This is a genomic window from Nitratireductor aquibiodomus (genome assembly GCF_900105565.1).
Classification (GTDB): domain Bacteria; phylum Pseudomonadota; class Alphaproteobacteria; order Rhizobiales; family Rhizobiaceae; genus Nitratireductor; species Nitratireductor aquibiodomus.
Map to the genome: position 1 here is coordinate 3,626,524 of NZ_FNSL01000001.1, position 22,724 is coordinate 3,649,247.

Consider the following 22,724-nt stretch of genomic DNA (forward strand, 5'->3'; position numbering starts at 1 on the left):
GCGGCAGCGGCCTGGCTGCGGCGCGTGTTCTCGACCAGACGATGCGACAGGTAGGTCGCCAGTCCGACAATGATCACCGCCATGATGCCAAGGGCTGCACCGGGGCCACGGCCTGCGGCCGACTGCATGAAAAGGTAAAGTCCGTAGGCAAGCGGTGCGTCTTTCTCGCTGGCGACCAGCATGATGGTGGCCGAAAGTTCTACGGCTGCGGTGGCAAAGCTGGTCACGAAACCGGCGACCAGACCGCTGACCATAAGCGGCACGACGACACGGCGAACCGTGCGCAGCTTCGAGGCCCCGAGGTTTTCGGCGGCCTCTTCGAGCGATGGGGAAATCTGCTGAAGGGCTGCGGTGCAGGAGCGCAGCGCATAAGGCAGACGCCGTACGGCAAGCGCGATGACGATGATGCCCCACCAGGTGGCCAGTGGTTGGCCGGTAATGGGCATTTCGACACCGTAGAAGACCCGCAGATAGCCGATGCCGAGCACCACGCCGGGAACGGCAAGGGCGGAGACGGCCATATAGTCCAGCCATTTGCGCCCGATGATGTTGGTGCGCAGAACCAGATAGGCGATCGCCGTGCCGATGATGATGTCGATCAGGCCTGCCAGCCCGGCGTAAAGTAGCGTGTTCTGGATGAAGCCCCATGCCGAGGTGAGGGCGGTTTCATAGTGCTCCACGGTAAAGCCGTCGGGCAGGACGCCGAAGGACCAGACCGTGCCGAAGGACAGGAGCAGAAGCCCCAGATGTGGCGCCAGGACGAGCGCGAGGATAAGGAGTACGACAATGTAGCAAAGGATCGCTTCGCGCCGCGTCAGGTCGCGCTTGGAAAGGCCGCCTCCGCCTTTCTGTGTGGTCGAATAATCCTTGCCGCGCATGCCCAGGAACGACACCCACATGGCGAAGATCGAGAAAACGATCAGGATGCAGGAAATCACATAGCCCATCGGATCGGAGATGCCGACCGAGGAAATGCGCAGATAGGCCTGTGGTGCCAGCATGGTGTTGACGTTGAGCAGCAACGGGGTGCCCAGATCGTCGAAGACTTTCACGAAAACCAGCGAGGCACCGGCGATATAGCCGGGCATGGCCAGCGGAAAGACGATGCGCCGAAACATGCGCACGCCGCTGGAGCCGAGCATCTGGGCCGCTTCTTCCATGGAGCGGTCGATGTTGCGCAGGCTGGCTGACAGATTGATCAGGATGAAGGGGAAATAGTGCAGGCTCTGCACGAAGATCACACCGTTCAGCCCTTTCATGAAAGGGATCGTGATGCCGAAATAGTCACGCAGGATGAGGTTCACGCTGCCATTGGCGCCAAACAGAAGCTGCATCGCCACCGCGCCAATGAAGGGCGGCATGATGAGCGGCACGAAGGCCAGGGTCTGGATAATGACGGAACCTGAAAAGTTGAACCGCGTGGTGAAATAGGCAAGCGGCAGGGCGATGGCCGAGGCGATCACCACCGACATGCCCGCCACATAGACGGAATTGTAGAAGGACTGGCGAAACAGCGTGCTGGCGAAAAAGTCCTGAAAGTTCACCAGTGTGAAACCGCCTGTGGCCGGGTCCTGAAACGCAACCTGGATGACTTTCAGCACCGGCACGACAAGAAACGCGCCGAGAAACAGAACGACAAGTCCAGCCGCCAGATAGGGTCCGACAGGCACGTTGAGTGCCGGCCGCCGAAGGGCTGCAGTGGGCATGGATATGCTCCGTTGGAACGGGAAGTCTTGAATGACCGGCCCGCCGGGAACCGGCTTTGGGGAGCGTTGCTCAGAAAGAGCGCGGCCCGGCGGGCGGCATTAGTGCTAGAGCAGCGACTTGGCTTTTTGAGCCAGCTCGGTCGCCTTGCGGTAGTTTTCTACCACCATGGCATCCCACTTCTGCTCGATCTCGGCCTGACGACCCTCGACCTGCGTGTCGGCCTTCTTGCGCTTGACGGTGAAGATCGCGTTGAAGTCTGGATCCGATGCCTCTTCGGCACTCACCGGAAGGGCGTAGAGCAGGGCTCTGGCTTCTTCGATCAGTTTGGAAGCGTCGGCATTGGAGCCGGCTTCGGCAAGCGCGGTCTCGGCGGTCTGTACCGCAGCGGTTGCGTTGCGCAGATCGTCGAGCCGGTAGGTGATCATCACGTCGAACAGGGAGTTCACCACGTTGTAGCGCTGTTTCGAGACGTCACTGTCGAAATTGACCTTTGTCTCGATGGAACCGTCGAACGGGTTGGGCAGGCCCTCGGGTGCTTCCCCATAGGCATTCTCGTTGACTGGCAAGCGCATGATCTTCGGGTCGAAGAGCAGGGCCTGTCCCTTTTCCGACAGAAGGAAGTCGATGAACTTCTGCGCCGGTCCCTCATTGGGCGCATTGGCCACGACACCGATATTTGCTGGTACGAGTGCTGTCACGCTCGGATAGTGGAATTCGACCGGGAAGCCGGACGCCTTGGACGAGAAGCCGAAGAAGTCGATCACGATACCGATGCCGAAGGAACCGCTGTTGACACCATCCGGGACACCGAAGCTGCGCTCCGTGATGGTTTTCGCATTGCCGGAAATGGCCTTCAGCGTCTTCCAGCCTTCTTCCCATCCCTCGCCCTGAAGAATGGTTTCAATCGTCAGATGCGTCGTGCCCGAACGCGAGGGCGAAGAAAGCCCCACATGTCCATGATAGATCGGCTTTTCCAGATCGTCCCATTCCTTGGGCGCCGGCAATTCATAGGCGTCCATGTAGCGGGTGTTCCACATAAAGCCGTAGCCGGAGAGCGCGAAGCCCAGATACTGGCCGCCCGGATCGTTGATCGGATAGCCATTGAGGTCGGATGGGATGCCTTCCACTTCCCTGGAATAGCTGCCGAGAAGATTCTCGCCCTTTAGCACCTCGAATGCATCCGGCGCGGACGCCCAGAAAATGTCCGACTGGTTGTTCTGCGCCGTCTCGATCAGATACTTCACGCCCGAAGACGTGCTCTTGTTCACCACCTCGACGGCGATCGATGGGTTCTCCTTCATGAAGGCGGTCTTGAAGACATCCGTCAGATCGGACGGAAAAGATGTGACGATGACGAGCTTGTCGTCGGCCGCATGAAGCGGCGATGCCGCCAGGAGCGCCGCAGCGGCAACCCCAAGTCCGAACACGCGAAGCGGCTTGCGTTTGAAGTCAGGCATAAAATTCCTCCCAGAAATTTACTGCGATCTTTTTCATCGCATCAAACAGGAAGCAACTGGCGTGCCAGTTAGCGCGTCGGGGGAGATTTTTCGACAGTCCATTGAAATATAAGGGAGAACAAGGGTCCATGACTGGTGTGGATGCGGGTCGCTTTTGACCCATCAGGCACAATCACGTGTCATTTTCGACACGTTCAACCTTCATGAAATCCTCCCGCAAGAGGCCGTGGCGCTGCATTCTGAGGTAGAGCTTCTTGCGCGGGATACGCAGATGATCGGCGGCCATCTGCACCCGTCCGCCGGTCCGGCGCAGCGCTGCGGCAAGAACCCGCTTTTCGAATGCGTCGAGCTGGTCGGAAAGGCCGGGATCCGTTCCGCCAATGGCGGTGCCCTGCGTCTCGCCGTCAATGCCCAGCGCATGACGCTCTGCGACATTGATCAGTTCGCGGACATTGCCCCTCCATGGCCGGCGGCTCAGCTCTTCCAGCAGGTTCTGGTCCGGTTCGAACGAGCCGCGCTGAACGCGCTGGCCGGCCTGCTGCACATAATGCATGAAAAGAAGCGGCACATCTTCCGGACGTTCCCTGAGCGGCGGAATGGAAAGTGTCGCCACGGCGATGCGATAGTAGAGATCGGCGCGGAACGTGCCTTCCTCGGACGCCTTTTCGAGATCCTTCTTCGCGGCTGCAACCACCCGCACATCGATGCCGATCTCGTCCTTGCCGCCAAGCCGCGTGATGGTCTGCGACTGGAGCGCGCGCAGGAGTTGGGTCTGATGCGCGAGCGGCATGCTCTCGATCTCGTCGAGAAACAGCGTTCCACCGCTTGCTTGTTCCAGCCTGCCGATGCGCCGGCGGTCCGCCCCGGTAAACGCGCCGGGCTCGTGGCCGAACAGTTCGCTGGCGATCAGCGTGTCGGGCAGCGCTCCGCAATTGAGCGCGACGAAAGGCCCATCGCTGCGCTGGCCGAGCGAATGCAGCGCATTGGCCACCACTTCCTTGCCCGACCCGGTTTCGCCATAGATGACGGTGTTGACGTCGGCCAGCGCAACTGCGGCGATGCGCTTGCGCAAGCGCTGAATGGCCTCGCTGTTGCCGATGAGCTGTTTTTCCAGCGCGTAAGGCGCGCCCGCGCCACTGAGCAATTGGCGGTTCTGCAGAATGAGCTGGCGCATTCTGGCGCCGCGTTCCACAGCGGCAAGAAGCACCTCCGGCTCCGCCGGTTTCTCGATAAAATCATAGGCCCCGTTGCGAAGCGCCGACACCGCCATGGGCACATCGCCATGACCCGTGATGATGATGACGGGGATGTCGCGGTCGATTTCCTGAACGGCCTCCAGAAGCGCGATGCCATCCATGCCGGGCATTCTGAGATCCGAGACGACGACGCCCGGCCAGTCCCGGTCAAGCACGCGCAGCGCCTCCCGCCCAGCGGCAAAGGTGGAGGGTTCGTAGACCTCCAGCGCCAGCGTTTCCGCCCACGCGTCACGGATTTCCATGTCGTCATCCACCAGAATTACCGGTATCGCATTCATGTCTTGAACAGCTCCACGGTTGCGATCACGCCGCCTTCCTCCCTGCGCTTCAGTTCCAGACGACCGCCCAGATCGCGGATGACATTGTACGATATGGAGAGGCCCAGCCCGAGTCCCTCGCCGGGTGGCTTTGTCGTGAAGAACGGATCGAACAGCTTTCCTTCAAGCTCCTCGGCAATGCCCTCGCCATTGTCCTCCACCTCGATGCGCGCCAGCATTTCGGTCTCGCTGATGCGAATGGTAAGCCGTGCCGGGTGAACCGGCTCGGTTGCGTCGAGCGCATTGGAAACGAGATTGACGAGCACCTGTTCCAGAAGTGCGGGCTCCGTCATCACGTGAACCGGGTGCGGTGGGTGCTCCATGACAAGCGCGACGCCCTGCCGCTCGATCCGCTCCTTGAACAGGGTCAGCGCGTTGGCGACCACTTCCGTCACATCATTGCGGACCAGCACATCCTGCGGCCTGCGGGCGAAGGTCTTTAGGTGATTGGAGGTTTTCGCCAGACGTTTGATCAACCTTTCGATGTCGCCCAGCTTCTCCCTGCCCTTGTCGATGTCGCCGCGCTCCAGATAGCGCAGCGCATTGTGCGTATAGGACCCCATCGCCGTCAGCGGCTGGTTGAACTCATGCGCAATGCCCGCCGAAAGCTGCCCAAGAGCGGCGAGCTTTGCCGCCTGCACCAGTTCTGCCTGCGTTTCGCGCAGCTCGGTCTCCACCTGCCTGCGCCGCTCGATCTCCGATGTCAGGCTGACATTGGCCTGCCGCAGTTCGCGCGCCCGCTGGTCGAGCGCTTCGGACTTGTCGTGGAAAAGGCGAACCGCATCCGCAAGCTGGCCGATTTCGTCGGAGCCGGACACGCCCACCTGAATGCCTTTCTCGCCACCCGCAATGCGGCCCATCGCCTCCAGCACCTTCATCAGACGCTGGAACAGGTGCCCGCGCACGAAGAAATAGGAGAAGGCGAGCAGGAGGAGCAGAAGAATGGCGGTGCTGAACGCGTTGAACACGCGCCAGCCCGACAGGACATCGTTGATTTCCACTGAGGCAAGGCTCGACCTAAGGCCGCTTTCGCGCACCGCGCCGGCAACCACATTGCCAAGCTCTTCAAGCAGCGAGGCGTTCATTTCCTGCAACTGTGCATTTTCAGCCAGAAGCCCGCTTTCGTTCAGCCGGCGATCCAGCAGATTGTCGGGCTCGGTGGCGAAAAGCGCGATGTCGTCCCAGATCTGGCGCAGCGTGATGGCGCTTGCATTGCTCGCGATCAGCGCCGCATTGGCGTTGCCTTCATCGACCGTTTCCGCAAGCCGCCCCTGCAACTGTTCGATCAGGCGGAAATCGGTCTCGCTCGCGCCGCGCAAGATCATCCCGACTGCCAGATTGGTGCTGGCGTGCAGACGGCCAAGCGCCTCCGTCAGACGCACCTCACGCTCAACGAGACTGCGCCGCGCATTGTCGGCGATGCCTTCGCCAGCACGCGCCTCAAGCGCCGATTCCACGTTGAACTTGGCGTCCACCAGAAGCGGGTCGACCTCCAGCAGAAAATCGCCGTGCAGGCGGTTGAGACGCGCCGTCTCCTCCTCCCGCTGTTTGGCGAGAGCGAAGCGCCGTGCCACATTGCGGTCGAGCGCCAGCACATTGGCCTCCACTTCGGCCAGTACGCCACCCAGCCCGCTAAACGCCTCATCGTTTCCCATGCCTGTCGCCAGAAGCTGGCGAAGCTGCTCGAAATGGTCGTCGAGTCGCTCCAGCGCGGATTCCCTTTCGAACCGCGTGCGTGCACTGCCAAGCATAGGCACATCCACGCGAATGGCCTGACCGATTTCGGCCAGTCGGGCGCTGGCCGCCGCCGTCTTGAGATTGTCCGACGCCAGATTGGAAATGGTGTTGCCGACATTGCCGAGCGTGAAATTCGCCACCAGCATCGCCACAATGGCGAAACCGGCAATCGTCGCCATGGCGACCAGAAGCTTGCTGCGCAGGGAGGTGGAATGACCGCTCACGGCGCGCGCTCGGATGTGAGTTCGGCAAGCCGGGCGTCTCCACGCGCGATCAGTTCACGCGCACGGCTGAAGCGGCCTGAAAAGTCGCGCGACCAGCTGTCCCGCAGCGTGCCTTCGCCATTGGCGGAAAGATCGACCAGATCGCTTCCTTCAAGCTGCGAAATCAGCTCTGCGGCATCCGACATGAAGGAGGCGACCGGCACGGTCTCCACCCGGTCGCGCGCCTCGGCGATGAGATTGCGCAATTGCGGATCGTCAGCGGCTTCCGGGGCCGCCATGAGGCGGTCTATGCCGGCCCGGATTTCGGCAAGCTCCAGATAACGATAGGTGATCATCTCGTCGAACAGCGCATTGACGATGGGAAGCCGGCGCGCGGCAAGCGCCGCATCGAAGGCCGCACCGGCGCTTTGCTCGGGCTCGAACCCCACCTGCCCCCAGAGGTCCGGATTGACGGGAATGCGCGCAATGGCCGGGCGCAACAGCAGGTTCTGCCCCGTATCGGAGCGCAGGAACTCAACGAAATTCACCGCCAGCGGGTTCTCCGCGCCGGTGCGGGCGATGCCGACACTGGCCGGGAAGACCGCACTGTCGCGCAGCGGGGCAAAGGCGATACGCGGCTGCGTTTCATTGGCCGCCTTGGCAAGAAAGTCGATGCCGATGCCCAGCACGAACCGGTTACGGGCGATGCCCTCGCGCACACCGAAACTGCGCGCCGTGACAGTGGCCAGATTGCTTCCGATGCGCGACAGGAGCGCCCACCCTTCATCCCAGCCCTGATTTTGCAGAACGGTCTCGATGAACAGGTGCGTGGTGCCGCTGCGCGCCGGCGATGTCATTCCGATGCGGTTGCGGTAGCGATCCTGTGCCAGAAGCTCCACCTCGGCGGTTGGCCCTATCGTCTCGCCATCGGGCTTCCACATCAGGCCGATCTGCGACAGGGCAAAGCCAAAACGCGCGCCGCTGGCGTCATCCACCACAAGCCCGCCGAAATGCGACGGGTCGAAAGAAAGCTCCGGCCGGTGATCGAGCAGGCCTTCGGCGTCGAGCGCAGCAAAGGCAACGGGTGAGCTTGTCCAGACCACATCGGCGACCGGTCGGCGGCCTTCCCGCATGTGTCGCATCAGTGCGATCGTGTTCTTGTTGGTCACGCAGGTGCGGCCATGATCGCTGGAGAACCGCTCCACGAAAGGCCGGTAAAAGCTCTCGGGATATGACGTGATGATCTGGAGCCGGCATCCCGTGTCGGCGGCCTGAGCGAACGCCGCCCCTGATATCCAGACGCAGGCCGACACCACCCAGCAATGTAACAATCTGCGCAAAGGCTCTCCTCCCAGGGAGGCCAGGCCGCACGGCATCGCCGCGCCTCCTCGGCGCATCAACCTCCCCCTGTCACGATAGCGCAGCCCTCAAGGCCCCGCCACTTCGCCAGTTCCGGCACGACATCCCAACTTGACGCCAGCGCCATTCCTGCCTCATCCGGGCGAAGCCCGTCAATAAACCAGGCTGCGGCCTGCGGCAGCACGGGCGAATTCCTGTCGAGCCACCCGGCCATGAAGACGTGCAGAAGGCTCTGCGGCGGGCGGCGGATCAGCTCAGGCTGCTCGGCAAGCCAGTCGGCATCCTTGCAACCAGTCCCGAAGATGCGCGGCGCTACCGCGACTGGGGCTATCAGTTCGTTGCCGCCGGCGTGGATCTGGGACTGTTGGTGAAGGCTGCAGATCGTCTTTCCGAACAAATGGCCTGAAGAGGCCACTTGAGCCCCGTGTCCGGCAAATTGCACAACCCGCGGAAGTGTGGGAAGGACAGCGCTTTCAAGAGCCTGCGTACTGAGGCTATTTTGTCGATACGTGATTCCCGCCATCTGAAATCCATGAGCGAAATCAGGTGGCTGTGCGGTCATGGCATAATGGAATGGGAGCGAACCGGTGGTGACAGAATCAACGACCCCCGTGATCTACGGCATCAAGAACTGCGACACGATGAAGAAGGCGCGGGCCTGGCTTGAGGCGCATGACATCGCCTATGCGTTTCACGATTACAGGGCCACCGGCATTGAGCGCGCGCGGTTGGAGGCGTGGGTGGAGGAGGTCGGCTGGGAGAAGCTTCTCAACCGCGCCGGCACCACTTTCCGCAAGCTTTCCGACGCTGATAAGATCGACATGGACGCCGGGAAGGCGGTTCGCCTGATGGAAGAGCAGCCAGCCATGATCAAGCGCCCGGTGCTCGATCTCGGAGACCGGCGGGTGGTCGGGTTCAAGCCGGAAATCTACGAAGCTGCGTTCTCTGCCTGAGCGCAGGCCGAGACCAGTGCCGTCGGTGCGCGATGCCTGGCCAGTGAAACCCTTCCTTGCCTTGCTTTCCCACAGTTGGGATAAATTGGCATTCCATCCGTGCGGGAAGGGGGCTTCGTGCGTATAAAGCAGGTTATGTTCGGTCTGATCTCCATAGCCCTTGCGGTTGTGCTGGCGGTTGTCGTTCTCCGGTTTGTTTTTCCATTGCCCGATATCTCGGACCGGGAACCGCAGAACGCGATCGCCGCCGACCCTGCGACGCAACTTGGCCGGCTGCTGCAGGCGGGCGAGGCGGCGCATCCAGGCAAGACAGGCGTTCTGCCGCTTGCCGATGGCAAGGACGCGCTGGCGAGCCGGCTGGCCCTGATCGAGCACGCGCAAAGCTCCATCGATGCACAGTACTACATCTGGCACGACGATACGTCGGGTATCCTTCTGCTGGCTGCGCTGCGCGAGGCGGCGGCGCGCGGTGTGCGGGTGCGGCTTCTGCTTGATGACAACGGGGTGCCGGGGCTCGATGCCCACATGGCTGCCCTCAACGGCCTGCCGAATTTCCACATTCGCCTGTTCAATCCGTCGACGGTCCGCCAGCCGAAGCTTCTAGGCTATGCATTCGATTTCTTCCGCATGAACCGGCGTATGCACAACAAGTCGTTTATCGTCGACGGTGCTGCGGCGATCGTCGGCGGCCGCAACATCGGCGACGAGTATTTCCAGATCGGCGAGGCGTTCTACGTCGACATGGATGTGCTGGCGACAGGCGCGATTCTTCCCGAAACAGCTGCGGTGTTCGACGAATACTGGAACAGCGCCTCGGTCTATGACGTCGAGACGATCATCCCTGGCTCAGGAGACTTGTCGGCATTTGAGGCCCGTGTCGCGCAGGTGCGCTCAAGCGATGAAGCGCACGCGGTTCTGGCCGAGCTTGAAAGCAGTGCCGAACGCTATGCCGGGGGTGGTGAGGCGCTGGAATGGACGGATGTCCAACTCGTTGCCGATGACCCGGTAAAGGGGGAGGGGATCGCCACGCGCGATCAGCTAATGATCATGCGGCTCGGCGCGATCCTTGGTGAGGCGCAGGAACGGCTCGATCTGATCTCGGCCTACTTCGTTCCTGGCAAGATCGGAAGCAGCTATTTCAGCGATCTGGCAAAGGCCGGCAGGCAGGTGCGCATTTTGACCAACGCACTTAACACGACGGATGTGCTTCTGGTGCACAGCGGCTACGCTAAATATCGGCGAGGGCTCCTCGAGGCAGGGGTAAAGCTCTACGAGCTGAAACTGCGTGGCGGCGTGACGCAGGGCTCCGAGATTCAGCTAAGGCCATTCGGTCTTTCAGGCGCCAGCCTGCACGCAAAGACCTTCGCCGTTGACGGCGAACGCATTTTCATCGGTTCATTCAATTTCGACCCACGATCCGCGATCCTGAACTGCGAGATGGGCTTCCTGATTGACAGCGAGAGCATGGCCCGGAAGATCAGCGAGGGATTCGACGAAAGGCTGGGGCTGGTCAGCTATCAACCTCGATTGACCCCCGAGAGCAAAATGGTTTGGGTGGAGGAACGGCGACAGCAGGATCCGGTCATTTATCAGGAAGAGCCCGGAGCGACCTGGTTCCGGCAGATCGCAACGGTGGTGGTCGGCTGGCTTCCAGTGGAATGGTTGCTCTAGCGAGAATCCCAATTGGCATTTGAGACCGAACGGAGGGGAAGATGAAGCACTGGATGTTGTGGCTGCTTGCCGGGATTGTTGCTCTGCTCGGTGGTCTTGCCTCTCTTTTCAACCTCGGCTCTGCTTCCAGTCTGACACTGACATTGGGCGGCTGGGCTTTGATCATCGTCGGCGCTTTGCAGGGATGGGCAGCCTATAAGGCGCCCAGTGCCCCCACGATGATCGGTGCCGGACTGCTGGCGCTCGCCGGCATCTTTCTCGGCCTGTCTCTTCTGTTCGGTCCATTCGGTGATGGTCGCATGTTGCAGTTTCTCCTTGGAGCACTCTTGATAGCATCGGGTGCGGCAAAACTCTGGGTGGGACGCAGCCTGCGGGGCGATCGTGTGTTTCCCGTACTTCTCGGCGCAGGTGGCGTTTCCGCAATCCTCGGCGTGATGGTCCTTCTCGGCGTGACGATCAATTTCGGCCTGGTTGTGGCTCTGGAACTGTTGGCCAGCGGCGTCGCGCTGGTGCTCCTGTCATTGCGATTGAAGAGACATGCTGGAGAAAACTGACCCGCTTCGCGCATTTATCACTCTGGTTCTTGCCGTCATTCTCACGGTCCTGATCGGGTGGATACTGGTGGTCGGGCGCTCGGTCCTGATGCCGATCTTCATTGCGGTGATCTCGGTCTATGTTCTCTTGACCGCGTCTGAAGCTCTGGGGCGTCTGCCCGTGCTCGGCCGTCTTCCCGAGTGGATGCGGCGCGGCCTCGTTTTGGCGATATTCGTTCTGGCCCTGGTCATGCTGGCCAGTGTGATGGTCGGCACCGCCGAACAGGTGATCGCGCGTTTGCCGGTGTATCAAAAGAACCTGACGGACATGCTCACTGGCATCCTTTCCCAATTTGATATCGAAGAGATCCCCAATCTCTCAACCCTCATTGAAACACTATGGGGACGCATCAACCTTCAGCGCCTTGCCGCTGTCGGGCTTGGCTCTGTCGGTTCTCTGGCCGGCATCATCTTCATGGCGGTGGTTTATTCGACATTTTTGATGGCCGAGCGCGGCGGCTTTGCAAGAAAGATTGCGGCTGCCCTTCCAAGAGACAGGGCAAGCCAGACCCACACGATTGTGCGCGACATCAACCGCAGCATTGGAGAGTATCTGGCCGTCAAGACGTTTGTGAACATCATTCTTGGCCTCCTTTCCTTTGTCGTGCTCAAGCTCTTCGGTGTCGATTTCGCGCTTTTCTGGGCGGTTCTGATCGGGCTCTTGAACTACATTCCCTATGTCGGATCACTCATGGGGGTGATGTTTCCCGTGCTTCTCACACTGGCGCAGTACGGCTCGCTCCAGACCACGCTTCTGGTCGCGGTCTTGCTGACCTCGGCACAGATGTGGGTGGGCAATGCCCTTGAGCCGCGCATGATCGGCCGTAGGATCAACATGTCACCATTCGTCGTTCTTGTGTCTCTGGCGGTCTGGTCGTCGCTATGGGGCATTCCCGGGGCCATCCTTGCCATCCCCCTGACCTCGATCATCGCAATCATCATGGCCAACTTCGAGAGCACGCGGCCGATTGCGCTGCTTCTTGCAGACGATGTGCAGGCTGTTTTTCGCAATGGTGATGATGAGTGAAGGTGCTCCTGAATCCCTTCTTGCTGCCGAAAACGAAAAACGGCCCCGCAAACCGGGGCCGTTTGAACGCGATTGGGACTGGATTTAGGAGTTGTCGACCACAGAGCGGTTGACGATTTTCAACCGACGATCAGTATCGACCACATAGACCTCACGGTAGCGATTGCCGCCGTTGTGGAATTCGTTGAAGGTTACCGAACCGACGGGCGTCTTGCTCAGAGCGGTCTGATCGGCATTGTAGTTTAGGCTCCCTTTGATCGGCTCGAGCGCCGCTGCCGGCGCGGCGAGGATGAGTGTGGCGAGTGCTGCAAGAACTGCGGTTTTCATGATGATCTCCGTGTAGCATCTGGTTTGCTTTGTAGTCTCGGCGAGACATTGCAAGCGCCGATGCCGGGACCATCGCAGGATAGGCGATCACCGAGAAATCAAGTGCTGGCGAAAATCGCGGCCACTTTCGATCAAGCCATTGGGAAGAATACTCACGCGGGCGTTACGCGATTCTCATTGAAAACCTCGAAGGGAACACCCATGGGGTTCAGAGGTTGGGGGGAACTACAGGCACATTATCGATCAGCCGTGTTTCTCCGAGCCAGGCCGCGGCAAGAAGCCTTGCAGGACGGTCGGCGTGCTGGAGAGGCTCGAGGGTTTCTGCATCCCGCAGTTCGAAATACTCCACCCGGTCAAACCCTGCTTTTTGCAGGGCGTTCCGCGCCGCTTCCAGAACGGAAGCAGCGTCACCACCGGTGGCAAGGTGCGCCGCACTTTTCAGCAACACATCTGCAATGGCGGGTGCAATGCGCCGCTGCGCGGTCGTGAGGCGCATATTGCGGGATGAGAGCGCCAGATTGTCGGCCTCTCGCACTGTCGGACAACCGACGATTTCGACCGGAATGTTCAGGTCGGCGGCAAGCCGACGCACCACCAGAAGCTGCTGGAAATCTTTCTCACCAAAGCAGGCTATATCGGCTTCGCTCTGCAGTAGGAGCTTGCTGACGACGGTCGCAACGCCGTCGAAATGGCCGGGCCGGTGCGCTCCGCACAGCCCATCGCTCACACCCGTGACGGAAACGGTGGTTGAGAAACCGGAGCCGTACATCTCCTCTACCGCAGGGGCGAACAGGACATCGACAGCCAATGGCGCGAGTTTGGCCGCATCGTCTGCTTCCGTGCGTGGATAGGCGGCGAGATCGGACGCGTTGTTGAACTGTCTGGGATTGACGAACAGTGTGACGATCACCCGCTCGGCGCGCGCCTTTGCTGCTTCCACGAGGCTCAGATGCCCTTCGTGGAGCGCGCCCATGGTGGGCACGACGGCAACCCGCTCGCCGGCGCACCGCCATGTGCGAACGCGCTCACGCAGTTCCGCAACCGTGCGGAGGATGCTGGGGCTCATTCGGTCTTTCCCTTCCTGCCATCGGTGAAGACATGGGCGTCGCTCGGAAATTTCCGGGAGCGGACCTCCTGCGCATAGGCCGCGATGGCCGCATCCGCGGCCTCGCCAAGCTCGGCGAAGCGCTTGACGAATTTCGGCCTGAACGCGTCGAACATGCCCAGCATGTCATCAACCACGAGTATCTGCCCGTCGCAGGCCGGCGATGCGCCGATGCCGATGGTGGGAATGACAACTGTCTCGGTGATGCGATCGGCGAGCGTGGCCGGAACCTTCTCGAGCACGATGGAGAATGCACCTGCATCGGCCACCGCTTCCGCATCCCGCAGGATGTGGAATGCGTCGTCGCCGCGCCCCTGCACCTTGTAGCCGCCAAAACTGTTGACCGCCTGGGGCGTGAGGCCGATATGCGCCATGACCGGAATGCCGTGCCGGGTTAGAAAGCGGATGGTCTTTTCCATCGTCTCGCCACCTTCGAGCTTGACGGCCGCACATCCGGTCTCGGCCATGATGCGGGCGGCATTGCGAAAAGCCTGCTCCGGCGTTTCCTCATAGCTTCCAAAGGGCATGTCGACGACGAGCAGGGCGCGTTCCACGCCACGCCGAACAGCCTGACCATGCATGATCATCATGTCGAGCGAAACGCCGAGTGTGCTCGGCAGGCCATGCAGAACCATACCGACACTGTCGCCGACGAGGATTATGTCGCAGTGCCGGTCCACGAGGCGGGCAAGCGGGGTGGTGTAGGCGGTCAGGCAGACGAGCGGATCGCCGCCCTTCCGCGCCAGGATGTCGGGCGGCGTCAGTGCCGTAATCCGTGCGTTTGCGCTCAAACTGTCCTCCCTTCGCATATCGCCACTGATGCGGAACGTGCCGCGCCGGAACGATTGCGACAGGGATATGACACAGTTTTTTGCAGATGCGAAGACTCACGGCGCAGATTGCCGAATGTCAATCGCCGTTGAAAATGTCAGTGGATGTAAGGGTTTGTGCTAGGCTGTCGGGTGCGGTCGGCGTTCCGGCAAGCACGGACTGCGCGGCCTTGAGGCCGCCCGTGATGCGCTGCAATATCGGGCCGGGCCCCAGCGTATCCAGCGGTATTCCCCACTGGCCCTTGCCGGGTGTGCGCTGCGGCCACACCTTCAGTTCGAAATACCGTGCCGCCTTCCGGTCTACATCTCCCCAGTACTGAACCACCGTCGCGTCGGGCGCGCTCTTGGCGATCCAGCCGAGATCCTGAATCCCGAGGCGTGGCTCCTCGCGGGGACGCTTGGCGAGAAGGATGGCGCGCCAGTCATGCTCGAAGATCTGATTGGCATGCGCGACGACGGCCACCTGCGCACCGGCTCGTCTCAGGCCCCTTTCCAGTGTGTCAGAGAGGGGATTGTCGCAGATCAGCGCGATATCCGCCCCCTCCACGGGGATTTCCGCATCCTTGAGCAATTCGAGGCAGAGGGCCGGGTGGTAGTCCCTGGCGCCCACCAGCGGATGAGATTCGTTGACGGCGGAGATCGGGATGTCGTGCTCAAGGCTGGCCTCAATGTCCACCTCTCCCGTCAGTGTCATCCAGGCTTCGTGCATCAGTGCCACGACCGAGTGGTCGGGCAGGCGCTCGATCAGCGAGCGCGTGATCGGACGGATGGATGGGCCGTTGAGAAGAACATTGGTCGCCCGGCAGGTTTCGTGGTCGATTCGTTCGTCGATCGACAGATTTTCCAGGAGCCCGGCGGCCCCGACCAGTGTACGCGTCGCCTCCGCCGCTTCTTCGGCTGACTGGAACCGGGTGGCCGTCGGTGTGACGGCGGTCACGGCAGCGGCACCCGCCATGAGGGCGGTTGCTGCGGTTGCTGCCAGAAATCGGCTATCGACGGGAACCACGACGCGCAGTCCCGAAAGGCTCAGGTCGAAGGCTCGAATGTCCTCTTCGATGAGCGCGAGCATCCCGGTTGTGTCTGTGTAATGAATTGCTCGTTCTGAACTGCCACTGCTTGCCATCAGAGTTCTGCCCGGTTCGCCGACCTTTCCTGGTCTACCGCCCGGTGCGAAGTCTCTCCGCACGAGACGTGTCCATCGTTCGCGTGTCCTCCCCCGCTCCCGGTTCGCTCCTCTCCGTTTGAACCGGGAGACATCCCTCGCCATGCCTTCGCACTGGCGATCCGGAGCCTCGTTTCTGCGCTGCGCCAAGTTCCGAAACCTCAATAAAGGCGGTAGCTTAGCGTTTCATATTCGACGATTCTCAATCTTCTCAACTGCTGGAAATCATAAAAGCCCAGGCGCGTCGTGCAGATAGAACGTTGGTGCAAATCCCCTGCGCTTAGGTGTTACGGCGTTCATCTTGTCAGCGTATCGGCGGGTCTCCTCTAATCATTTTGAAAGGCATCGATCCCACGCTTCCCGTTCCGACGCGGGTTAGTGCCGCAAGCCGGGAGCCTCCCGCGGTTCCGGGAGTAAATGGTGGTCCGCCGTGAAGGTCGACGCGGTCGCGCGCAGCTTACCGACAAGGTCGATCTGGCGCTGAAGTGCATTCATCCGTCGCGTGTAGTTCTTCATCGAGCGGGTCATCTCGTCGATCCGCGTCGAGAGCGCGTTCTCATGGTCGTTGCTTTCAAAGCGCTCCTGCGCGAAGGCGGCGGTTGCCGCGATCCGCTCGCAGCGCTCCTTCAGGCCCCGTCGTTCAGCCCGCAACTCCCTGTCGAGAAGGTCGAGCGTGTGCAGAAGCGTTTTGAAACGCAGTGTATCGGTTTCCTGGTCACGTGCCGTGCTCCTTATACGCAGGACTGAAAACATGGCTCTGTCACGCTCCGTTTCTCAAATGTGTGTCGGGGAGCTTTACCCTGGCGACCCGGGCGCGGAGGGACGGTTGCTTGCGCACCGTCTGCGAGAGCGAAACCGGCATCGGCTTTCGCCTGGCAATCTCGTCATCGATGATCTGCTGCATGCGCTGCCTGAAGTGAACATCGCTGAACTGCTGCGCATGCTGGCGGATAATCTCGGGATGGAAGGTTCCTTCCATGGCCTCGAAGCGGCGCACGGCATCAATCAGGCCTGCTTCCGACTGCTCGTCGAAGAGAAGCCCCGTATGGTCGGGAACGACCGAATCGAGCACGCCACCGCTCGCATGGGCGATGACCGGCCGCCCGCTCGCCATCGCCTCCACCGGCACGATCCCGAAGTCCTCGGTGCCGGGAAAAATGAGTGCCCGGCAGCGGGCAAGCATGTCTTTGAGCTGCGGGAAGGGGGTTCGGCCCAGAAACGTCACGCTGGGCCCGGCGAGCCGCTTCAGCGTCGCCATCTCCGGTCCTTCGCCGATTACGACGAGCTTGCGGTCCATACGTGTGAACGCGCGCACGGCCAGGTCGACCCGCTTGTAGCCGACCAGCTGGCCGGCGACGAGATAGTGGTCGCCGGGGTCGCTCACGGGCGCGAAATCATCGACGCTCACCGGAGGATTGAGCACGGTCGCACGACGGCGGTAATATTTGCTGATCCGGTCCGCCACATGGCGCGAATTGGCGACAAAGGCATCGACGCGCGCAGCGGTGGTCACGTCCCAGGTGCGCAGGGCTGGCGCGATCCACGGCATAAGCAGCCGCGCCGGCAGGCCGGCATTGGCCCGGTAGAAGTGATAGTGGTCCCACACATAGCGCATGGGTGAGTGACAATAACAGACATGGGTTGCCTGGGGTCCGGGCGTAATGCCCTTGGCCGGTCCGGATTCGCTGGAGATCACGAGGTCATATCCGGAGACGTCCAGGCTCTCCAGCGCGAAGGGCATCAGCGGCAGGAGCGACTGATAGTGCCGTTTCGCACCTGGTATCTTCTGTAGAAAAGAGGGGGTGACACGGTGCCGGCGGATTTTCTCCGAAACCCGTTTTTCATCATAAACCAGCGTGAAGATATCGGCGTCCGGATACATGTCGCACAGGGCTTCGACGACCTTTTCGCCCCCACGCATGGAGACCAGCCAGTAGTGAACGATGGCGACACGCAAGATGGTTCTCCCGGATTTGCCCTCCGGGATATTGCTTTGAAACGGCACGTGGGGGCACGCCGACAATACGGTTGAACGCGTGTCTGAACGATGGAGCGGCGCGCTCAAACGGGCTAGGTCATCATCCGATCGGACGTTGAGGCTCCGCGTGGGGTGTCTGTTCTGCGTCAAAAGCCCAATGGGCTTAGGCGCCCTAGCCGAAAGGAACTAGCCGCACACCATTTCAACCGAATTTACCTCGCGCCGTTTCGCCCGATGATCGACGGTGGGGGAGGCGGTTCTGCGTCCTTCCCGAACGCCATGGATATCTCCGGAACGGGTAGGATGAAGCAGGGTACAACTGATCCCACCATTTCTTTCCGCAGCGCAGGATCGTTCGTCCTCACGGCGGCCTTTACGGCGCTTGTGTTCATCCTGAGCATCTTTGCCGGCAATGATGCCGCCCGCGCCCAGGGCGATTTTCAGCTCCTGCCGCAGACGCGGGTGAAAATCGCCGTGGTCGAATGGGTGGAGGCCCAGGGCGAATACCGGGAATGGACGGCCTTGAACGGCGAATATACCGTTTCTCCCGCAGGCATGATCGCCCTCCCGCTGGTGGGGCAAATCGCGGCTGATGGCAGGACCAGCCAGGCGCTGGCCGGCGAAATAGCCGCGGCACTTCAAAAGAAGACAGGCCTCATCTCGCCGCCCGCTACCACGGTGGAAGTGGTGCGTTACCCGTCCGTATTTGTCACCGGCAGCGTGGAGCGTCCGGGTGAGTTCGAGTTCAATCCAGGGCTCAGCGTCCTGCAGGCGCTCGCCATGGCCGGCGGGCGTGTGCGCCGGTCCGATCAGGCGGGCGGTTATTCAGAACTCGAACAGATCCGCTATGCGGGCGAGATCGGCCGTATTGATCTCCAGCTTCTGCAGCTTGCGACCCGGCGGGCGCGGCTCGAAGCGGAGCTTGTCGAGGGCGAGAGTGTCGATTTCGACGCCGCTCTTCAGGGACGACCTCTGGCCGGGCACGCAGCCCAGTTCGTGCGGGACGAGAAGGCCATATTCGAAGCTCGCCGCAACGCCTATCAGCGCCAGCGCAGTGCGCTCGATGAACTCGGCACACTGTTCCGCGAGGAAATCAGGATTCTCGGCGAAAAGATGGTGGCACAGGACCGTCAGATCAAAATCGCCGAGGAAGAGCTCGGCAATGTCGCGCAGCTGGTCAAAAAGGGCACGGTCACAAAATCGCGCGAGACAGGGCTCGAGCGCATTGTTGCCGACCTCCAGTCGAGTCGTCTCGATCTTGCGGTTGCCTCCATGCGCGCCCGGCAGCGGCTGAGTGAGACCGAGCGCGATGCGCTCAGCCTCGAGGGCACAAGGCGCACGGAAATCGGCGCCGAACTGCAAAGGGTCAATCTGGAAATCGACGACCTGGAACTGCGCCGCGGAATGACGGAGCAGCTTCTTCAGGCGACCGGGGCGTCGATCCTGCGTCGTGAGGACAGGGCGTTCGAGCAGCAGCCGCTGCGGTTCAGCATCCTGCGCGGCGGTGATGAGAAACAGCGTGTGGACGCCGTTGAAACGACCGGGCTGGAACCGGGCGACGTTCTGGACGTGCAGCTCGATCTGCTGCGCGCCTCAATGCCCCGCGCTTCCCTCGAAAACGGGGTCATGCAGGCGCAGTCGCGCTAGATCGCCGTGCGTCCATCCGGACGCACAAAGGACGATCTAGACTGATGATGGAGCATCGGAATGACCCGAAAACCGGATTCTATTTTTCGGTCCGATGATTAGAAAATTCTGCAGCCAGGTGGGCTCACCTGGCGTCCGCGTCAATGCGGAAAACAATGAGATGGAGCGCTTGCGTTCGGAAGGACGCGTAGCCTGCAAGACGGGTGGGGCCGAACATGGTGGTGCAGGAAATCAGGAAGCTGACCGGAACGGAGATGGCGTCGAAGGAGAGCGGGCGGCAGCAGGACTACATCTCCTTCCGCGACATCTGGGCCTTCCTGCAAAGGCATTTTCTGATTCTTGCCCTGGCTTCCGCTGCGGGCGTGGCGCTCGGCGCGCTCTATATCGCCAATACGGAACCCACCTACACCTCCATCGCACGCATCGTCATCGACCGTGAACAGGCGCGCATCGCCTCGCAGGACGCTTCCACCGGCACCATCATCATCGAGACTGCAGAAATTGCGAGCGAGGTGGAGATCGTCAAATCCGAGGCGATTGCCCGTTCCGTCATCAAGCAGCTCAATCTGACTGAAGACCCGGAAATCCAGACGAGCAGTTCATGGAGATCGGCCGTGCGTGGTGCGGTCGTTACGATGCTCTCCGTGTTCGATCCAGCGACCGGGGAGGATGCCGAAGCAGCCGGCAAGCCGAATGAAGAAGAGATCATGCGCCGCACCATGGCGGGCTTTCTCGGCCGTGTGTCGGTTCGCCGCGTGGGCCAGTCCTATGTTCTGGAGATCGGCTACACGTCCACGGACCCCGTCAAGGCGGCGCGGGCCGCCAATGCCATCGCCAACACCTACATGCAGTCGAGCCTCGATGCGAAATCGCAGATCATTGCGCGTGGCGCGCAGTGGATCGAAGACCGGCTGGTGGAGATTGGCCGGCAGGCGCAGGAAGCCGCTTTGAGTGCGGAGGAATACCGGAACAGCAATGATATCGCGCAGGTTGGCCCCTCCGGACTGGACCAGCAGCAGCTTGCCGAGATCAGCAGCCAGTTGCTGTCAGCGCAGGCGGCGACCGCAGGCGAAGCGGCGCGGCTGGCGACCATCAACCGCATGCTGGCGGGGGAACTGCCCGACAGCTATGTCGGCGAGGCGCTGAGCAACACCGAGATCAACCGTCTGAGAGCGGATCTTGGAGCGGCCCGCACACGGCTCGAGGCGTTGCAGACCCGCTATGGAGCCGACAGCGAGCCGACTTTGGCTGCAAAGTCCGAGATTGCGCGGCTTGAAACGCAGATCAACACCGAGCTCGTGCGCATTCAGGGTGTCTACAGATCAAATCTCGACACTGCGCAGGCCCGCGAAGAATTGCTCAAGGAGCAGCTCGACGCGATCAAGGGCAGTGTTACGGAGAAAAATCTGGCGCGTGTCCAGCTGACCGAGCTTGAAAGCCGGGCGACCACCTATCGGCGCATGTATGAAAGCGTCTTGCAGCAATTGATCACGACGCTGCAGAAGCAGTCCTTCCCCATCGGCGATGCGCGTATGGTGACGGCGGCAACCCCGCCGCTTGCAAAGAACTGGCCGAAAACGACACTCATCATTCCGATGGCCCTGATGCTCGGCTTTGCCGGCGGTCTGGGGCTTGCAGGCCTGCGCGATGTGCTCGACCGCCGCATCAGCTCCGGCGAGCGCCTCAGCCGTGAGCTCGGCCTGCCCACACTCGGCCACGTTCCCTTTACGCGTTTTCAGGCACCGGGTGCCAAGGGTGCACTCCGTTTCGTTCTGGATGCGCCTTACTCCGGCTTCTCCGAAGCGCTCCGTGGCGTGAAAAGTTCCATTGACGCCGCGTTCCCTTCGGGCGGGCCGATTGTTGTGGGATTGACCTCGGTCGGCGGAGGCGAAGGAAAAAGCACCATCGCAGCCAATCTGGGACAGCTCTACGCCAATGAAGGCCTGCGGGTGGTGCTGGTCGATGCCAACTTCAAGAACCCGTTTCTCAGCATTCAGGCGGTCAACACAGGACCGAAAGCGGGCCTTTCCGTCTATCGTGGCACTGTGGACGCCGATGGTGCGACTGAGGAAAAGCATAAGGGCGAAAAGCGCGCCCAACTGGAGGAAGTGCCGATCCTCCCCGTGCTCACCGTCGAGCAGATTCGAAAGGCGGCGCATCCGGGTCACCGCTTCGGGCACCTGCCCGCACTCAAGAAGAAGCTCGAAGAGCTCCGTCAGGATTACGATGTGATCATCGTGGATCTCTCCACCTTTGCGTCCTCGGCGGACACGCGTGCGGCCAGCGCCTATCTCGACGGCATCCTCCTCATGCTCGGGAACCGGCGCAAGATGACCGTCGAATGGCTGGCCAGCGCACTGGCCACATTCGGCAAGTCCCGCGTCGGCATTCTGGGTGTCGTCTTCAACAAGCGCAAAACCCGGCAATGGTGGCGCCCGATCGCCAGAAACACACTCGATACGGGAGGCCGCCATGCAGTTTGAACGCTACCCCGGACGGATGGGTCTTCGGATCGCTGTCGGCATCGCCACCACCGGACGCAGGAAAATTCTCCACGCCGTCGTGCCGCATCTGCTGGAGCAGTCGCGGTCGGTGGACCGGATCGTCATATGTGCGGCAGAGAAGGATGATGTGGATGCCGATGCCATGGCCGCACTCTTTCAACGGACCAGCGTCGTGTTTGCCGAACGGGGGCTCTGCCGGCAGCGAAACCGCATTCTGGAGAGTGTGGAAGATGCCGACATCCTCCTGTTCCTTGACGACGATTTCCTTGTCACGCCGTCCTATTTGGAAGAGACGGTGCGAATCTTCCAGCGCTACCCCGACGTGGTCATGAGCACGGGAACGGTGGACGCGGACGGCATTCTCGGGCCGGGAATTCCACTTGAAGATGGTTTGCGCATCATCCGCTCGCAGTCGGATGCGGAGCCGGCCGGTGGCGAACACCCCGTCTACAGCGGCTATGGGTGCAACATGGCGGTCCGCATGTCGACCGTCCGCGGGTATGGCCTCCGCTTTGACGAAAATCTCCCGCTTTATGGCTGGCTCGAGGATGTGGATTTCAGCCGGCAGCTGGCACGGCACGGGCGCATAGTGAGTTCAACGCGTCTCCATGGCGTGCATCTCGGCACCAAGACAGGACGCACTTCGGGCCTCCGGCTGGGATATTCGCAGATTGCCAATCCGGTCTATCTCATGGGCAAAAAGACCATGAGCCCGCGTCATGCGGCGCCGCAGATCATGCGCAACCTTGCCGCCAATGCGGTGAAGGTTTTCCGGCCCGAGCCATGGGTGGACCGGCGCGGCCGGCTGCTGGGCAATATGCGCGCCATGGCGGATCTGGTGCGCGGCCGGCTCTCCCCCCGGAACGTGACAGTTCTGGAATAGGGGGCGAT

The 22,724-nt window shown here is 61.3% G+C and carries 18 protein-coding genes and 1 pseudogene; 8 read left to right on the forward strand and 11 right to left on the reverse strand.

The features are described 5' to 3' along the window. Window positions 1-2: 2 nt before the first annotated feature. The 5 genes and pseudogenes from BLW55_RS17155 to BLW55_RS17175 all read right to left on the reverse strand — a co-directional run. Window positions 3-1,706, reverse strand: a pseudogene (locus BLW55_RS17155) (ABC transporter permease); the annotation flags it as partial. A gap of 105 nt (window positions 1,707-1,811) precedes the next feature. Continuing rightward, window positions 1,812-3,164 carry an ABC transporter substrate-binding protein gene (locus BLW55_RS17160; protein WP_007007819.1) on the reverse strand — a complete coding sequence of 451 codons (1,353 nt, stop codon included), beginning with the start codon at window positions 3,162-3,164 and terminating at the stop codon, window positions 1,812-1,814. Between the two features lie 172 nt (window positions 3,165-3,336). Then, entirely contained in the window at window positions 3,337-4,698 is a 1,362-nt protein-coding gene (locus BLW55_RS17165; RefSeq protein WP_090329600.1) for a sigma-54-dependent transcriptional regulator, read from the reverse strand. Further along, entirely contained in the window at window positions 4,695-6,698 is a 2,004-nt protein-coding gene (locus BLW55_RS17170) for an ATP-binding protein (protein ID WP_090329601.1), read from the reverse strand. Before BLW55_RS17170 ends, BLW55_RS17165 begins: the two co-directional genes overlap by 4 nt. Continuing rightward, window positions 6,695-8,017: an ABC transporter substrate-binding protein gene (locus BLW55_RS17175; RefSeq protein WP_244509116.1), complete on the reverse strand. Its 1,323-nt coding sequence runs from the start codon at window positions 8,015-8,017 to the stop codon at window positions 6,695-6,697. Before BLW55_RS17175 ends, BLW55_RS17170 begins: the two co-directional genes overlap by 4 nt. A 239-nt stretch (window positions 8,018-8,256) precedes the next feature. On the opposite strand from BLW55_RS17175, the gene BLW55_RS17180 reads away from it, so the two are divergent. From BLW55_RS17180 to BLW55_RS17200, 5 genes are all read left to right on the forward strand, one after another. Beyond that, complete coding sequence (locus BLW55_RS17180; protein WP_244509117.1) at window positions 8,257-8,442, forward strand: aldolase/citrate lyase family protein; 186 nt, start codon at window positions 8,257-8,259, stop codon at window positions 8,440-8,442. A 181-nt stretch (window positions 8,443-8,623) separates the two neighbouring features. After that, on the forward strand, window positions 8,624-8,989 hold the full coding sequence (locus BLW55_RS17185) for an ArsC family reductase (RefSeq protein ID WP_090329603.1): 366 nt from the start codon (window positions 8,624-8,626) through the stop codon (window positions 8,987-8,989). Between the two features lie 117 nt (window positions 8,990-9,106). Next, the gene (locus BLW55_RS17190) at window positions 9,107-10,660 is read left to right on the forward strand and encodes a phospholipase D family protein (RefSeq protein ID WP_244509118.1); all 1,554 of its coding nucleotides are present in this window, start codon (window positions 9,107-9,109) and stop codon (window positions 10,658-10,660) included. 41 nt (window positions 10,661-10,701) lie between these two features. Continuing rightward, window positions 10,702-11,214, forward strand: coding sequence for an HdeD family acid-resistance protein (locus tag BLW55_RS17195; protein ID WP_090329605.1), 513 nt, complete (start codon window positions 10,702-10,704; stop codon window positions 11,212-11,214). Then, window positions 11,198-12,280, forward strand: a complete 1,083-nt coding sequence (locus BLW55_RS17200) for an AI-2E family transporter (RefSeq protein WP_090329606.1) — start codon at window positions 11,198-11,200, stop codon at window positions 12,278-12,280. The genes BLW55_RS17195 and BLW55_RS17200 overlap by 17 nt, the downstream gene beginning before the upstream one ends. An 84-nt stretch (window positions 12,281-12,364) precedes the next feature. Here BLW55_RS17200 and BLW55_RS17205 read toward each other — a convergent pair whose 3' ends face one another. The 6 genes from BLW55_RS17205 to BLW55_RS17230 all read right to left on the reverse strand — a co-directional run bounded on the left by BLW55_RS17205 (window position 12,365) and on the right by BLW55_RS17230 (window position 17,661). Then, the gene (locus BLW55_RS17205; RefSeq protein ID WP_025029231.1) at window positions 12,365-12,607 is read right to left on the reverse strand and encodes a hypothetical protein; all 243 of its coding nucleotides are present in this window, start codon (window positions 12,605-12,607) and stop codon (window positions 12,365-12,367) included. A gap of 208 nt (window positions 12,608-12,815) precedes the next feature. Beyond that, complete coding sequence (panC, locus tag BLW55_RS17210) at window positions 12,816-13,673, reverse strand: pantoate--beta-alanine ligase (RefSeq protein WP_090329607.1); 858 nt, start codon at window positions 13,671-13,673, stop codon at window positions 12,816-12,818. Next, complete coding sequence (gene panB, locus BLW55_RS17215) at window positions 13,670-14,521, reverse strand: 3-methyl-2-oxobutanoate hydroxymethyltransferase (protein ID WP_051556090.1); 852 nt, start codon at window positions 14,519-14,521, stop codon at window positions 13,670-13,672. The genes panC and panB overlap by 4 nt, the downstream gene beginning before the upstream one ends. 100 nt (window positions 14,522-14,621) lie before the next feature. Next, window positions 14,622-15,611, reverse strand: coding sequence for a hypothetical protein (locus BLW55_RS17220; protein ID WP_090329608.1), 990 nt, complete (start codon window positions 15,609-15,611; stop codon window positions 14,622-14,624). 468 nt (window positions 15,612-16,079) lie between these two features. Further along, window positions 16,080-16,457: a hypothetical protein gene (locus BLW55_RS17225; protein WP_090329609.1), complete on the reverse strand. Its 378-nt coding sequence runs from the start codon at window positions 16,455-16,457 to the stop codon at window positions 16,080-16,082. A gap of 7 nt (window positions 16,458-16,464) precedes the next feature. Beyond that, the gene (locus BLW55_RS17230) at window positions 16,465-17,661 is read right to left on the reverse strand and encodes a glycosyltransferase (protein ID WP_090329610.1); all 1,197 of its coding nucleotides are present in this window, start codon (window positions 17,659-17,661) and stop codon (window positions 16,465-16,467) included. A 324-nt stretch (window positions 17,662-17,985) separates the two neighbouring features. On the opposite strand from BLW55_RS17230, the gene BLW55_RS17235 reads away from it, so the two are divergent. The 3 genes from BLW55_RS17235 (at window position 17,986) to BLW55_RS17245 (ending at window position 22,716) form a co-directional block, all read left to right on the forward strand. After that, window positions 17,986-19,329 carry a polysaccharide biosynthesis/export family protein gene (locus tag BLW55_RS17235; protein ID WP_090329611.1) on the forward strand — a complete coding sequence of 448 codons (1,344 nt, stop codon included), beginning with the start codon at window positions 17,986-17,988 and terminating at the stop codon, window positions 19,327-19,329. A 215-nt stretch (window positions 19,330-19,544) separates the two neighbouring features. Continuing rightward, the gene (locus tag BLW55_RS17240; RefSeq protein ID WP_244509119.1) at window positions 19,545-21,812 is read left to right on the forward strand and encodes a GumC family protein; all 2,268 of its coding nucleotides are present in this window, start codon (window positions 19,545-19,547) and stop codon (window positions 21,810-21,812) included. Beyond that, entirely contained in the window at window positions 21,802-22,716 is a 915-nt protein-coding gene (locus tag BLW55_RS17245; RefSeq protein WP_090329613.1) for a glycosyltransferase family 2 protein, read from the forward strand. Before BLW55_RS17240 ends, BLW55_RS17245 begins: the two co-directional genes overlap by 11 nt. The last annotated feature ends 8 nt before the right edge of the window (window positions 22,717-22,724 follow it).

What these genes read in the sequence shown, in the direction of transcription:
- BLW55_RS17225 (WP_090329609.1), bottom strand. Translation starts at nt 16,457, where the DNA reads ATGTTTTCAGTCCTGCGTATAAGGAGCACGGCACGTGACCAGGAAACC.
- BLW55_RS17240 (WP_244509119.1), top strand. Translation starts at nt 19,545, where the DNA reads ATGGTGGTGCAGGAAATCAGGAAGCTGACCGGAACGGAGATGGCGTCG.
- panB (WP_051556090.1), bottom strand. Translation starts at nt 14,521, where the DNA reads ATGCGAAGGGAGGACAGTTTGAGCGCAAACGCACGGATTACGGCACTG.
- BLW55_RS17160 (WP_007007819.1), bottom strand. Translation starts at nt 3,164, where the DNA reads ATGCCTGACTTCAAACGCAAGCCGCTTCGCGTGTTCGGACTTGGGGTT.
- panC (WP_090329607.1), bottom strand. Translation starts at nt 13,673, where the DNA reads ATGAGCCCCAGCATCCTCCGCACGGTTGCGGAACTGCGTGAGCGCGTT.
- BLW55_RS17165 (WP_090329600.1), bottom strand. Translation starts at nt 4,698, where the DNA reads ATGAATGCGATACCGGTAATTCTGGTGGATGACGACATGGAAATCCGT.
- BLW55_RS17205 (WP_025029231.1), bottom strand. Translation starts at nt 12,607, where the DNA reads ATGAAAACCGCAGTTCTTGCAGCACTCGCCACACTCATCCTCGCCGCG.
- BLW55_RS17200 (WP_090329606.1), top strand. Translation starts at nt 11,198, where the DNA reads ATGCTGGAGAAAACTGACCCGCTTCGCGCATTTATCACTCTGGTTCTT.
- BLW55_RS17220 (WP_090329608.1), bottom strand. Translation starts at nt 15,611, where the DNA reads ATGCTCGCGCTCATCGAAGAGGACATTCGAGCCTTCGACCTGAGCCTT.
- BLW55_RS17235 (WP_090329611.1), top strand. Translation starts at nt 17,986, where the DNA reads ATGAAGCAGGGTACAACTGATCCCACCATTTCTTTCCGCAGCGCAGGA.
- BLW55_RS17245 (WP_090329613.1), top strand. Translation starts at nt 21,802, where the DNA reads ATGCAGTTTGAACGCTACCCCGGACGGATGGGTCTTCGGATCGCTGTC.
- BLW55_RS17195 (WP_090329605.1), top strand. Translation starts at nt 10,702, where the DNA reads ATGAAGCACTGGATGTTGTGGCTGCTTGCCGGGATTGTTGCTCTGCTC.